This window comes from Streptomyces odontomachi (assembly GCF_024435355.1).
In the GTDB taxonomy this organism is placed as follows: Bacteria; Actinomycetota; Actinomycetes; order Streptomycetales; family Streptomycetaceae; genus Streptomyces; species Streptomyces odontomachi.
This window is the reverse complement of sequence record NZ_JAMJWG010000026.1, coordinates 115,994-129,267: the sequence shown is the minus strand read 5'-3', so window position 1 is coordinate 129,267 and position 13,274 is coordinate 115,994. Positions and strand designations below refer to the sequence as shown.

Below are 13,274 nucleotides of genomic sequence, written 5' to 3'. Positions count from 1 at the left end.
CCCACCACAGCATCGTTGGCGGCACTGCGCGCCTTCCCCGGGCCACCGCGCTCCAGCAGGTCCAGCGAGGGCAGCCGGTACGGCATGTCGCCGGGCCACCTCGGCATGCCGTGCAGCACGCGCCCGTTCCGTGCGGCGGCTGCGGCCGCGGCGACGTCAACGGCAGGCGGTTCGGCCGTCGTCGGCATCGCAGTGATCGCGTGCAAGGCGGTGCTGACGTGCGTGTCGAAAGCAGCCGGCGACGGCGGCGCGGAGGCGGCCGGCAGGCCCGGGACCAGCCGGTCCGGCCTGCTCCTGACTGATCTCGCGACGATCACCCGGTATTCGAGCTCCGCCCAGATCTGCGGTCGCTGTCTCACACCTGCGGTGAGCGTCCGCTCGTAGACATACTCGTACAGCTCCTGCACACCGATGAGGCCGTCCTGGTCCTGGTCGGCTTCGCCGGTCACCAGACCCTCGATGACGGCACCGGTGAACCACGACGGTTCAGGTGACAACGCGGTGAGGTGCTCGCCCTCCCATGCGTACTCGGTGCGGTTGGTCGCGGTGAGAATGGCCCGGCCGTGGCCTGCCAGTTCTTCGCTCACGTGGACCGCGTCGTCTCCTTTGGTACCCGGCAGGAAAGCCCCGCTGTAACAACAGTCGAGCAGCACGACGATCGACCTTGCCCGGCAATGGCGTAGCTGGTCATGCACGAATGCCGCGGAGGTCGCCGTGGACGCAAGGAGTCGCCTGTCCGTGTCCCTTGCGGCGAAATAGAGCCTCCCGTTGTCATCCTTGATTCCATGGCATGACATATGGAGGAGCAGCAGGTCGTCGCGGCTCCGATCCATGAAGAAGCCCTCAAGATGGCGATTCACCTCATGTTGGGGACGATCGATCACCTGGGTGACGCCGAACTGACCGACACGTGGATCTCGTAGCACTTCGGCCAACCCCGCAGCATCGCGTGCCGGAGAGCGGAGCCGCTGCAAGGCGGGAGACTCGTATTCGCCCGTGGCGATGAGCAGTGCCCGGCGGCTACCAGGCATGTCCGCCAGCCATCTGGTCTCTCCTCGGTCAGGGGCGCGTCAGCTACCCGACGGCTCTTCTTCCGTCTGCGACTGCTCGTCCGGGCGGGGTTGATGAGCAGCGATGAAAGCGTCGACAAGCCGCCTCTGGTCAAGCGGTGAGACATGCTCCAATTCAATGCTGTCGTCTCCGAAGTCGACCCGCACTTTGCGAACAGGCCGATTCTTGACGAATACCTCAAGGAGCCGGAACACACCACGTAGTGCTATCGGGGACAGCGTGACCGTCAGCACACCAAGGGCGATCGCGTCACCGGACTTGGACCCTACGGAGTTGCTTTGCTGCCGCACGCGCTCTACTCGATCAACGTCCAGTTCGAGGAGCTCTCTTCGCAGTTGCACCGCGAGTTCGTCGAGTTCTTCGTGGTCTCCGTCCGGCGCGCCCTCAAGCCTCACGATCATCGAGTCTGCGCTGGCCAAGGAACCCCCCGGTGAAGTCACCAACATAAGCCAGCTTACCGGCAAGCCACGGTGGAATCGCCGGAGTTGAGGGTGTTCGGCCAGCGGCCGCGGGACTCCCCGGCGAGCTGGGCCAGCTCCTCCCCGCGCAGGCCCGGGGGGACGGCGGCGACCGTAGGTCTCCTTGATCCCGAGGACCAGCCAGCGCAAGGGGCGTTACCGGCACCCACACGCGCGTCGGGGCGTTCGGGTGCCGGCAACGGCCCTCGTGAGGGGTATCCCTGACGCCGCCCGCCCCCGATTCACACCCCACCCGCGTGAATCGGCCCCGAACAGGTGTTGGACCGCCACCCGCCACCCGTACCACCGTGGCCCCATGCCCGAGCCGACCCGCACCACCCCGTCCGCGAGCGTGCCCCCGACCGGCCGCCCCTCCCCCCTCGCCCCCTACCTCCGCCTCTTCCGCATCCCCGGGGCGCTCGCCTTCACCGTCGGGAATCTGATCGCCCGGCTTCCCATGGGCATGTTCAGCGTGAGTGCGGTCATCATGATCGCCGGGGCGCGGGGGTCGTATGCGTTGGCCGGTGGGGTGACCGCGACGGGGATGGCGGCGACGGCCGTGGTGGGGCCGTGGACGGCGCGGTTGGTCGATCGGTACGGGCAGGCGCGGGTGGCCGTGCCCGCCACCGTGTTCGCGGCGCTGGGGGCGGTGGGTCTCGTGGTGTGCGTGTACGGCGGAGCGCCTGGCTGGACGCTGTTCGCCGCGTACGGCGCGACCGCCACCACGCCGAACACCGGCGGCATGTCACGGGCCCGTTGGGCGTACCTGCTCAAGGACGACCCGGCGGCGCTGCACACCGCGAATTCGTTCGAGCAGGCGGCGGATGAGTTGTGCTTCATGCTGGGGCCGGTGTTCGCCGCCTTTCTGTGCTCGGCGGTGTTCCCGGAAGCGGGCACGCTGGTCGGGGCCGTGTTGATGGTGACCGGGGTGCTGATCTTCGCCGGGCAGCGTTCGACTCAGCCGCCCGTCGACGGCCCACGGGCCGCCGGCGCGCCGCTGCGGGCTCCCGGGATGCCCACCCTGCTGGGGGCGTTCCTCGCCACCGGTGCGGTCTTCGGGGCCATGGAGGTGGTGACCATCGCCTTCGCGGACGCGCAGGGGCACCGGTCCGCCGCGGGCGTCGTGTTGGCGCTCCAGGCCGCCGGGTCGTGTGCCGCAGGACTGCTCTTCGGAACGCTGCGGTTCGCCGGTCCGCCCGAGCGCCGGATGGGTGTCTGCGTGGCCGCGATGGCGGTGTTGCTGATGCTGCCGTTGCTGGCCGCCGGACTGACCGGATCGCTGGTCCTGCTCGCCGGGACGCTGCTGGTCGCCGGGATGGCGACCGCGCCGACCATGGTCACCGGCATGACGCTGGTCCAGCACCGCACCCCGCCCGGCCGGCTGAACGAGGGCATGACGCTGGCCGTGACCGCGCTGCTCGGCGGTATCGCGACGGGCTCGGCGACCGGCGGCTGGCTGGTCGAACACGCACCGTCCACCGCCACCGGCTACCTCGTACCGGTCGCCGCGGCGGCCATCGCGCTGCTCGTCCTGCTGCCGGGTGCCGTACGGCGGCACGGAGGCGAGCGGTAGCGAGCAAGCGAGCACCCTGTCGGGTCCCGCCGCACCCCGGGAGCGCTCACGGGACCCCGATCCGTTCGGTGCGTCGAACATCGCCGCGAATTCCTGCCCACCCCATTGACGTACCCCCGTCCCACCCCTACGGTCCGCGTCGAAGCGTTTCGACGAACGTGATCGAAGCGCTTCGATCAACGCACTGCCCCTCACCATCTCCGGAGGCACGGATGTTGACGGCACGAAGGCGCACGGCGGCTGCGGTCGCGGCGGCTGTTGCGGGGAGCCTGCTGCTGGCCTCCTGCGGTGGCTCAGGCGACGACTCCGACCCGAACACCTTGAAACTCTGGCACTACGAGGCCCCCAACAGCGCCATGGGCGTGGCCTGGAACGAGGCCATCAAGGAGTTCAAGAAGCAGCATCCCGGCGTCAAGGTGAAGTTCGAGGAGAAGGGCTTCGAACAGATCCAGAAGACCGCCCCGATGGTCCTCAACTCCGACGACGCACCCGATGTGATGGAGTACAACAAGGGCAACGCGACGGCCGGTGCGCTCTCCAAGCAGGGGCTGCTCACCGACATGACCGCCGAGGTCACCAAGCGCGGCTGGGACAAGCAGGTCACCGGTGGGGTGCGCACCACGAGCCAGTACGACACCAGCGGCGTCATGGGCTCCGGCAAGTGGTACGGCGTACCGAACTACGCCGAGTACGAGATGGTGTATTACAACAAGGAGCTCTTCACCAAGTACCACGTGAAGGTTCCGCAGACCGTCGACGACCTGACGGCGGCGATGGGCACCTTCAAGAAGAACGGCGTCGCCCCGTTCTCCGTCGGCGGCGCCGAGTACGTCGCCCAGCAGTACCTGTACCAGCTGGCGCTCTCCAAGGCCGACCGCGCCTGGGTGGACTCCTACCAGCTCTACAAGGGCAAGACGAACTTCCACGACGCGGCCTGGACGTACGCCGCCACCACGTTCGCCGACTGGGTGACGAAGGGCTACGTCCCCAAGTCGTCGAGCAGCGTGAAGGCGGAGGACGCGGGCACCGCGTTCATGCAGGGCAAGTACCCGATGTTCTTCTCCGGCAGCTGGTGGTTCGGGCGGTTCGAGTCGGAGGTGAAGTTCGACTGGGACACGTTCCTGTGGCCCGGCGCCGACCTCACGACCGGTTCCGGCGGAAACCTGTGGGTGGTCCCGCAGGGCGCCAAGAACAAGAAGCTCGCCTACGACTTCATCGCCATCACCATGACGAAGAAGATCCAGAACCTGCTGGGCAACAAGGGTGGCGTGCCGATCGCCGCCGACGCATCCGCGATCACCGACCCGAGGGCCAAGAAGCTCATCGAGAACTTCAACGCGATCTCGGGCCGCAACGGCCTCGCGTACTACCCGGACTGGCCCGCCACCGGCTTCTACGACGTGCTGACCTCCCAGGTGCAGAAGCTGATCACGTCCAGCGCCAAGCCGGACGAGGTGCTCGACGCGCTCCAGAAGGCGTACGACGACGGCGTGCCGAAGAAGTCGTGAGCCACCACATGAGCGGCACGGTCCACAAGACGGGCCCGTCGGGGCAGCCGGAGGGCGCTGGGCGCACCACCGGCGCCCCCGGCGGGCCGGGGCACGACGCCCCGGCCCGCCCCACCCGGGTGCGCCGGCGCGTCGCCGACGCCCCGTACGCGCTGTACCTGCTCCCCGGCGTGCTGGCGGCCCTCGCCGTCGTCATCGTCCCGTTCGTCATGAACACCTGGGTGAGCTTCACCGACTGGCAGGGGATCGGGGACGCGCACTGGACGGGCCTTGCGAACTACCGCAAGCTCGCCTCCGACTCCGCCTTCTGGGAGTCCTTCCGGCACAGCCTCGCCATGGTGGTGGCGATGGCGGTGATCCCGACCGCGCTCGGTCTGGTGCTGGCCGCCGCGCTGTTCGACTACGTCAGCAAGCACTTCGGCAGCCGGATCGCCGCCGTGCTGCGGGCCTGCTTCTACCTGCCGCAGGTGCTGCCGATCGCGGTGGCCGGCATCGTGTGGAGCTGGATCCTCGCGCCCGAGGGCGGCTCGCTGAACGCGTTGCTGAAGGCGGTCGGGCTCGGCTCGCTCCAGCAGGACTGGCTGGGCGACCCGGACATGGCCCTGTACAGCGTGATGGCCGTGATGGTGTGGGTGCAGCTCGGCTTCCCGCTGGTGGTGTTCATGGCCGGGCTGCAACGCGTCGACCCGCAGCTGCACGAGGCGGCCGAACTGGACGGCGCCGGCTGGTGGCGGCGCTTCTGGCATGTGACGTTGCCGCAGATCAGGCCGGAGATCGCGGTGGTGCTGATGTGGTGCACGATCGCCGCGCTCAAGGTGTTCGGCGCGGTGTACGTGCTCACCAAGGGCGGGCCCGGCGGGGCGACGGACGTCCCCTCGTACTTCTCCTTCCAGAACTTCTTCGAGAAGACCCAGGTCGGCTACGGCTCCGCCGTCTCGACCGTGTTGACCGTGCTCATCCTGGTGCTGGCCCTGGTGGGCCTCGGCTACCAGGCCCGTAGCGAGGACTCGCAGGAGGGTGGTGCGAGGTGAGGGCGCTGCGTCGTTACCCGGTGCTCGCCGCGCTGCTGATCGCGGCGATCTTCATGGTGCTGCCGTTCGCGATCGTCGCGGTGAACGCCGTGAAGTCGCCCACCGAGTACGCCGCGCACGGCCCGCTGAGCTGGCCCGACGGGATGTACGTGGACGGCCTGAAGGACTTCTGGCAGCGCGTCGACTACGGGCAGAAGCTCGCCAACTCCGTGCTGATCAGCGGCTGTGTCGCGGTCCTCGCCGTGGTCCTTTCGGTGCTGAACGCGTACGCGATCGGCATCGGCCGGATCCGGGGCCGCACCTGGGTGCTCGCGTTCTTCGTGCTGGCGTACCTGCTGCCGCAGGAGGCGCTGGTCTACCCGCTGTACTTCCTGGCCAAGCAGGCCGGCCTCTACGACACCCGGGTGAGCGTGATCATCGTCTTCTCGGTGTTGCAGACCGCGTTCGGCACCTATCTGCTCTCCTCGGTGCTGGGGGCCTTCCCCCGAGAGGTCATCGAGGCGGCCCGGATCGACGGGGCGAGCCGCTGGCAGGTGCTGTGGCGGATCGTCGTGCCGATGTCCCGGCCGACCATCGGCGTGCTGCTGGTCTTCTTCTTCATCTGGACCTGGAACGAGTTCCTGCTGCCGCTGGTGATGTTGATCTCCAACGACAACCAGACGGTGTCCGTCGCACTCGGCGTGCTCCAGGGCCAGCAACTGATGGACGCCACGATGACGAACGCCGCCGCCCTGCTGGGCGTGCTGCCCGCTCTTCTCTTCTTCCTCCTGTTCCAGCGAACTCTCACTCGCGGCATCGCCGTGGGTGCCGTCAAGTAAGAGGGGTTTGCTCCGAATGAAGTTCACCGACGGCTACTGGATGCTCCGCGAGGGTGTCACCGCCGCCTACCCGGTCGAGGTGCTGGACATCGCCCCCGGACCGGGCTCCCTGGAGATCCATGCGCCGACGCAGCCCATCCGCCACCGTGGTGACCTGCTGAAGGGACCGGTCATGACCGTCCGCGCGCACGCCCCGATGCCCGACGTCATCGGAGTGACGCTGACCCACTTCGCGGGCGAGCAGGATCGCGAGCCGCACTTCACGGTGCACGAGCAGCCCGAACACACCCCGCAGGTGAGCTACGACGACGACCACGCCCTGCTCACCTCCGGCGCGCTGTCGCTGCGGGTGGCCAAGTCCGGGCCGTGGAACCTGGACTTCCTGGTCGGCGGGCGCGCCCTGACCGGCAGTGGCTCCAAGGCCATGGGCATCATGCAGGACGCCCAGGGCGGCCACTTCCTGCGCGAGCAGCTGAACCTGAAGGTCGGCACCTCGGTCTTCGGCCTCGGCGAGCGCTTCGGGCCGCTGGTGAAGAACGGCCAGGTCGTCGACATGTGGAACGCCGACGGCGGCACCGCCACCGAGCAGGCCTACAAGAACGTGCCGTTCTACCTGACCGACGCGGGCTACGGCGTCTTCGTCGACCATCCCGGCCATGTCTCGTTCGAGGTGGGCTCGGAGCAGGTCTCGCGGGTGCAGTTCAGCGTGGAGAGCCAGCGGCTGACCTACTACGTGATCTACGGCCCGACACCGAAGGAGATCCTGCGCAAGTACACCGCGCTCACCGGCCGCCCGGCGCTGCCGCCCGCCTGGTCGTTCGGCCTGTGGCTGTCCACCTCGTTCACCACCTCCTACGACGAGCAGACGGTGACGTCGTTCATCGACGGGATGCGGGAGCGCGACCTGCCGCTGTCGGTGTTCCACTTCGACTGCTTCTGGATGCGCGAGTTCAACTGGTGCGACTTCGAGTGGGACCCGCGGGTCTTCCCCGACCCCGCGGGCATGCTGGCCCGGCTGAAGGAGAAGGGCCTGCGCATCTGCGTGTGGATCAACCCCTACATCGCGCAGCGCTCGCCGCTGTTCGCCGAGGGGCGGGCCCTTGGGCACCTGCTGAAGAAGCCGGACGGCAGCGTCTGGCAGTGGGACCTGTGGCAGCCGGGCATGGCCCTGGTCGACTTCACCTCCCCGGCGGCCTGCGCGTGGTACGCGGCGAAGCTGGAGGCGCTGCTCGCGATGGGCGTCGACTGCTTCAAGACCGACTTCGGCGAGCGCGTCCCCGTCGACGTGGCCTACGCCGACGGCTCCGACCCGGAGCGCATGCACAACTACTACACCTACCTGTACAACCGCACCGTCTTCGACGTGCTGAACAAGCACCGCGGCGAGGGCGAGGCCGTGGTCTTCGCCCGGTCGGCGACCGCGGGCTGCCAGCAGTTCCCGGTGCACTGGGGCGGCGACAACGAGTCCACCTACGAGTCGATGGCGGAGTCGCTGCGCGGCGGCCTGAGCCTGGGCATGTCCGGCTTCGGCTTCTGGAGCCATGACATCGGCGGCTTCGAGGGCACCCCGGACCCGGGCCTCTTCAAGCGGTGGATCGCTTTCGGGCTGCTGTCCTCGCACAGCAGGCTGCACGGTTCGTCGTCGTACCGGGTGCCGTGGCTGTTCGACGACGAGGCGGTGGACGTCCTGCGGGTGTTCACCAAGCTGAAGCTCAGCCTGATGCCGTACCTGCACAGGGCGGCGTGCACCGCGCACACCGACGGTGTGCCGATGATGCGGGCGATGGTGCTGGAGTTCCCCGACGACCCGACCTGTGCGCACCTGGACCGGCAGTACATGCTCGGCTCGGACCTGCTGGTCGCTCCGGTGTTCTCGGACGACGGCGAGGTGACGTACTACGTGCCCGAGGGCGTCTGGACGCAGTTCGTGACCGGCGAGCAGGTCACCGGGCCGCGCTGGGTGCGCGAGCGGCACGACTTCCTCAGCGTGCCGCTGCTGGTACGGCCCGGTGCGGTGATCCCGGTCGGCGCGATCGACGACCGGCCCGACTACGCCTACCCGGACGGCGTGACGCTGCGCGCGTTCGGCCTCGCACCCGGGGCGCAGGTCACGGTGCCGGTGGGCGATGTGACGTTCACCGTGGCGCGCGAGGGGCACACGCTGCGCGCCTCGGTGAACGACCCGTCGGCGCCGTGGGCGCTTCAGTGCGCCGGGCAGACCGTACGGGCCGAGGCCGGCGCCGGTTTCCTCTCGCTGGAGCTGGAGACGGACGCGTAACGGACGCGTACGGGTGCATCGGGTGCACCCGCTGCATCGGACGCTCGGACGCACCCGGTGCGTCCAACGGTACGGAGGCGTGGGGGCCGGACGCGAACGCGGCCGCCCCGACGGAGCGGCACTCACACAGCGGGACCAGCCGGCGCCCGCGGGCGGCCCTGAGGGGGACACCTTGGTCAAGATCACAGATGTGGCTCGGCACGCCGGGGTGTCCCCCAGCACCGTCAGCTACGCCTTGAGCGGGAAGCGTTCCATCTCCGCCGAGACCCGCCGGCGCGTCCAGGCCAGCATCCGCGAGCTGGGCTACCGCCCGCACGCCGGGGCGCGGGCGCTGGCCAGCAGCAGGTCCAACGTGCTGGCGCTGGTGGTGCCGCTGCGCACCGGGATGCACGTACCGGTGGTGATGCAGTTCGCGGTGTCCGTGGTGACCACGGCACGGCAGCACGACCACGACGTCCTGCTCCTCACCCAGGAGGAGGGTGAGGACGGGCTGCGGCGGGTCGCGGACACCGCGCTGGTCGATGCGCTGATCGTGATGGACGTGCAGATGCACGACGACCGCCTGCCGCTGCTGCGCGGCCTGGACCGCCCGGCCGTGCTCATCGGTTTCCCCGCCGAGCCGGCCGGCCTGACCTGCATCGACCTGGACTTCCGGGCGGCCGGCGCGGCATGCGTGGAGCAGCTGGCGCTGCTCGGCCACCGCTGCGTGGCGCTGATCGGCTCGCCACCGGAGGTGTACGTGCGCGAGACCGGCTTCGCGCGGCGGGTCGCCGAGGGCTTCACGTCCGCCGCCGACCGGCACGGTCTGACGTCGTCGATCCATCCGTGCGAGGCGAGCCCCGCGGCGGCCCGGGCGGTCGCCGAACGGCTGCTGCGCGAGCATCCCGCGCTCACCGGTGTCGTCGTGCACAACGAACCGGTCATCGATCCGCTCATCGAGGCGTTCGAGGAGCTCGGACTGCGGGTGCCGGGCGATCTGTCGGTCACCGCGATCTGCCCCGACGAGCTGGCCGGACGCGCCCGGGTACCGGTCACCTCGGTCGCGATCCCGACGGCGGAGGTGGGCACGCGGGCCGTCGAGCTGCTGATGGAGAAGCTCGACGGCCAGGAGGTGCCGGAGGCCACGCTCTTGCCGCCCCGGCTCACGGCCCGGGCGAGCACGGCACCCAGGCCGGTGCCGTGACCTCCCGGCGGGGGTGCGCCCGTGACGCCCGGGCGGGGGGCGTGACCTCCGGTCGGGGGTGCGCACTTGCACTTAAGGGGCGCGGGGAACTGCGCGATCAGCCCCCACCGGCCGGTGGTCCGGACGCGACAGAAACAGCCCCTTTCGGCCGGTGGCGACCTGCAAGGTCGCATCGTGGCCGGTCGCGCAGTTCCCCGCGCCCCTTTTCGGTGGGCACCGTGGGCCGCAAGGCCCCGGTCCTTGGTCCACGTCGACGACAAGGTGAGAGGGACGCCCGATGCAGACGACAAGAACCGCACCGCGCCGGGGCGCGGGAACCCGATGGTGGTGGCCCCGATGCGTCAGGGCGGCCCTGGCCACCCTGACGTTGGCCGGGCTCGGTACCGCAGGCACCGCCGGCACGGCCCACGCGGACGATCCGGCGTACCCGTTCCGCGACCCGTCCCTCGCCCTCGGCACCCGCATCGACGACCTGCTGGGCCGGCTCACCCTGGACGAGCGGATCTCCCTGCTGCACCAGTACGAGCCCGCCGTCCCCCGCCTCGGCATCGCCGCCTTCCGCACCGGCACCGAGGCGCTGCACGGGGTCGCCTGGCTGGGTGACACGACCGTCTTCCCGCAGGCTCTGGGGCTCGCCTCGACCTGGGATCCGGAGCTGATCCGGCAGGTCGGCTCGGCGGTCGGGGACGAGGACCGCGGATTCCAGCAGGAGCGGCCGGCCGGCTGGGGCCTCAACCTGTGGGCGCCGGTGGTCAATCCGCTGCGGGACCCGCGCTGGGGCCGCAACGAGGAGGGTTACTCGGAGGACCCGTACCTGACCGGCGCGATGGCCACGGCGTACGGCTCCGGGCTGACCGGCGGCGACCCGGATCACCTCAAGACCGCGCCGACCCTGAAGCACTTCCTCGGCAACAACGTCGAGGCGCACCGTGAGAGCAGCGACTCCGACCTGCGCCCGCGGGTACTGAAGGAGTACGAGGAGCAGGCATTCAAGCCGGCGATCGAAGCCGGCGCGGCGACCGGCGTGATGTCCTCGTACAACCTGGTCAACGGCCGTCCGGCGACCGTCGATCCGCTGCTGGACGAGGACGTGCGCAGCTGGAACGCCGGCGGCGGCAGCAGGGCCCTGCTGAACGTCACCGACGCGGGCGCGCCCAACAACCTGCTGACCACCGGCCCCCAGAAGTACTACGGCACGCTCGCCGAGGGTGACGCGGCGGCGCTCAGGGCCGGCGTGGACAGCTTCACCTCCGACGACGCGAACTCCGAGCCGACGACCACGGCGATCAGGACGGCTCTCGACAAGGGACTGTTGAGCGCGTCGGACGTGGACGAAGCGGCCCGGCACGTGCTGAGCGTCCGGTTCCGGCTCGGCGAGTTCGACCCGGACGGCGGACCGTACGGGAAGATCGACGCGTCGGTCGTCAACAGCCCCGAGCACCAGGCGCTGGCGCGCAGGGCGGCGGCCGAGTCCATGGTGCTGCTGAAGAACTCCTCCGGCGCCCTCCCGCTGACGTCGGACGACGACAAGGACGTGGCGGTCGTCGGCCCGCTCTCCGACACCCTCTACACCGACTGGTACTCGGGCACCATGCCGTACCAGGTCACCCCGCAGGACGGCATCACCGCCCGGGTCGGGTCGTCCGGCTCCGTGACCGGCAGCGAGGCCGTGGACCGCATCGCCCTGAAGGACACGGCGACCGGGAAGTACGTCACCGCGGGCACCGGCACCGCAGGCGCCCCGTTGAAGGAGTCGGCCACGACCGCCTCCGACGAGGCGCAGTTCGACGTCTTCGACTGGGGCTCCGGCATCGTCACGCTGCGCGCGGTGGCCAACGGCAAGTACGTCGGCCTGAAGAACGGCGGCTTCCCCAACGACCAGGACCAGCCGAACGGCTGGTACGTGCAGCAGCAGTTCGCGCTGGAGCGGCAGGACGACGGCGGCTACCTGCTGCGTTACGCCGGCTACGAGACCGGCGAGTCCTGGTGGTCCCAGGGCACCTATCTCGGCCCCAACGCGGACGGCACGCTGGGCCTGGTCGACAAGGAGCAGGCGGCGCACTTCGCCAGGGACGTGGTGCGCAGCGGCACGGAGCAGGCGGTGGCGGCGGTGCGGGACAAGGACGCCGCCGTGGTGGTGGTCGGCTCGATGCCGGCGATCAACGGCCGCGAGGCCCACGACCGCCCCGACATGGCCCTGGCTCCCAGCCAGGAAGCCCTGGTCAAGGCGGTGACCGCGGCCAATCCGCACACCGTCGTGGTGGTCGAGAACAGTTATCCGACCACGCTCGGCGACCTCCAGAAGGACGCCCCCGCGCTGCTGTGGACCACCCACGCGGGCCAGGAGACCGGTCACGCCCTGGCCGACGTGCTGTTCGGCGACGCCGACCCGGCGGGCCGGCTCACCCAGACCTGGTACCGGTCCGAGGACGACCTGCCGGACATGCTCGACTACGACATCATCAAGGACGACCGCACCTACCAGTACTTCCAGGGCGATCCGCTCTACCCGTTCGGCTACGGCCTGTCGTACACGACGTTCGACTACGGCGCCCTCACCCCGGTCGACGGCGGCTACCAGGTCCCCGTCACCAACACCGGTGACCGGGCGGGCGACGAGGTGGTGCAGCTGTACGTGCACCAGCAGACCTCGCGCGACAAGCAGCCGGTGCGGCAGCTGAAGGCGTTCCAGCGGGTGTCGCTGAAGCCGGGCGAGACGAGGACGGTCACCCTGAAGCTCGCCACGCAGGACCTCGCGCACTGGGACGTCACCCGCTCGAAGTGGGTCGTGGAGTCCGGCACGTACGACGTCATGGCGGGCGCGTCCGCCACGGACATCCGCAGCCGTACGCAGGCGCAGGTGCAGGGCGAGACGATCCCGCCGCGTGATCTGACCCGGGCGACCCGCGCCGAGAACTTCGACGACTACGCGGGTGTGCGGCTGGTGGACGAGTCGAAGGCGGCGGGGACCGCGGTCGAGGCCACCGGCGCCGACGCCTGGCTGAAGTTCGCCGACGCCCGGCTCACCCCGGGTGCCGCGGAGTTCAGCGCCGAGGTGGCCGGCGGCGCCGGCACCGTCGAGGTCCACCTGGGCGCCCCGGACGGCCCGTTGCTGGGCACCGCCGAGGCGCCGGCCACCGGCTCCCCGTACACGTACCGGACGGTGACGGCCGGCCTGACGGTCCCGGCGGCGCTGCACGGCCACCGGAAGAAGGCCGGCCATCACGTCAAGGCCGGTGACCAGGACGTGTACCTGGTGCTGGGCAAGGGGCTGAGGCTGTCGGACTTCCGTGTGACGCCCACAGGCTGACGGTGTGCCGGCGCCCGGGGGCAGGGCGCCTGCCGCCGCCAGAA

9 protein-coding genes are annotated in these 13,274 nt (G+C 70.0%); 7 read left to right on the top strand and 2 right to left on the bottom strand.

All coding sequences use genetic code 11. The annotated features are described in order from the left end of the window. Together NQO67_RS37145 and NQO67_RS37140 are read right to left on the bottom strand one after the other, a co-directional pair. Positions 1–1,031: caspase family protein (locus NQO67_RS37145; RefSeq protein ID WP_255954872.1), on the bottom strand; the 1,031-nt coding region annotated here is incomplete at its 3' end. 39 nt (positions 1,032–1,070) lie between these two features. Next, positions 1,071–1,490 (bottom strand): hypothetical protein, encoded by a 420-nt coding sequence (locus tag NQO67_RS37140; protein WP_255954871.1) that lies wholly within the window; start codon positions 1,488–1,490, stop codon positions 1,071–1,073. Between the two features lie 355 nt (positions 1,491–1,845). On the opposite strand from NQO67_RS37140, the gene NQO67_RS37135 reads away from it, so the two are divergent. The 7 genes from NQO67_RS37135 to NQO67_RS37105 all read left to right on the top strand — a co-directional run bounded on the left by NQO67_RS37135 (position 1,846) and on the right by NQO67_RS37105 (position 13,230). Further along, positions 1,846–3,102, top strand: coding sequence for an MFS transporter (locus tag NQO67_RS37135; RefSeq protein ID WP_255954870.1), 1,257 nt, complete (start codon positions 1,846–1,848; stop codon positions 3,100–3,102). A 212-nt stretch (positions 3,103–3,314) separates the two neighbouring features. Beyond that, on the top strand, positions 3,315–4,610 hold the full coding sequence (locus tag NQO67_RS37130) for an ABC transporter substrate-binding protein (RefSeq protein ID WP_255954869.1): 1,296 nt from the start codon (positions 3,315–3,317) through the stop codon (positions 4,608–4,610). A gap of 8 nt (positions 4,611–4,618) precedes the next feature. Beyond that, positions 4,619–5,641: a carbohydrate ABC transporter permease gene (locus NQO67_RS37125; protein WP_305126733.1), complete on the top strand. Its 1,023-nt coding sequence runs from the start codon at positions 4,619–4,621 to the stop codon at positions 5,639–5,641. A gap of 53 nt (positions 5,642–5,694) precedes the next feature. Next, positions 5,695–6,459, top strand: a complete 765-nt coding sequence (locus NQO67_RS37120; protein WP_255954885.1) for a carbohydrate ABC transporter permease — start codon at positions 5,695–5,697, stop codon at positions 6,457–6,459. A 16-nt stretch (positions 6,460–6,475) separates the two neighbouring features. After that, positions 6,476–8,737, top strand: coding sequence for an alpha-xylosidase (gene yicI, locus NQO67_RS37115; protein WP_255954867.1), 2,262 nt, complete (start codon positions 6,476–6,478; stop codon positions 8,735–8,737). A gap of 172 nt (positions 8,738–8,909) precedes the next feature. Next, a complete protein-coding gene (locus NQO67_RS37110; protein WP_255954866.1) occupies positions 8,910–9,920 on the top strand; it encodes a LacI family DNA-binding transcriptional regulator in 1,011 nt (336 codons plus the stop codon). 277 nt (positions 9,921–10,197) lie between these two features. Then, positions 10,198–13,230: a glycoside hydrolase family 3 C-terminal domain-containing protein gene (locus NQO67_RS37105; protein WP_255954865.1), complete on the top strand. Its 3,033-nt coding sequence runs from the start codon at positions 10,198–10,200 to the stop codon at positions 13,228–13,230. The last annotated feature ends 44 nt before the right edge of the window (positions 13,231–13,274 follow it).

Excerpts from the sequence above, each read along its gene's own strand:
- NQO67_RS37135 (WP_255954870.1), top strand. The coding sequence starts at position 1,846 with ATGCCCGAGCCGACCCGCACCACCCCGTCCGCGAGCGTGCCCCCGACC.
- NQO67_RS37130 (WP_255954869.1), top strand. The coding sequence starts at position 3,315 with ATGTTGACGGCACGAAGGCGCACGGCGGCTGCGGTCGCGGCGGCTGTT.
- NQO67_RS37125 (WP_305126733.1), top strand. The coding sequence starts at position 4,619 with ATGAGCGGCACGGTCCACAAGACGGGCCCGTCGGGGCAGCCGGAGGGC.
- NQO67_RS37120 (WP_255954885.1), top strand. The coding sequence starts at position 5,695 with ATGGTGCTGCCGTTCGCGATCGTCGCGGTGAACGCCGTGAAGTCGCCC.
- yicI (WP_255954867.1), top strand. The coding sequence starts at position 6,476 with ATGAAGTTCACCGACGGCTACTGGATGCTCCGCGAGGGTGTCACCGCC.
- NQO67_RS37105 (WP_255954865.1), top strand. The coding sequence starts at position 10,198 with ATGCAGACGACAAGAACCGCACCGCGCCGGGGCGCGGGAACCCGATGG.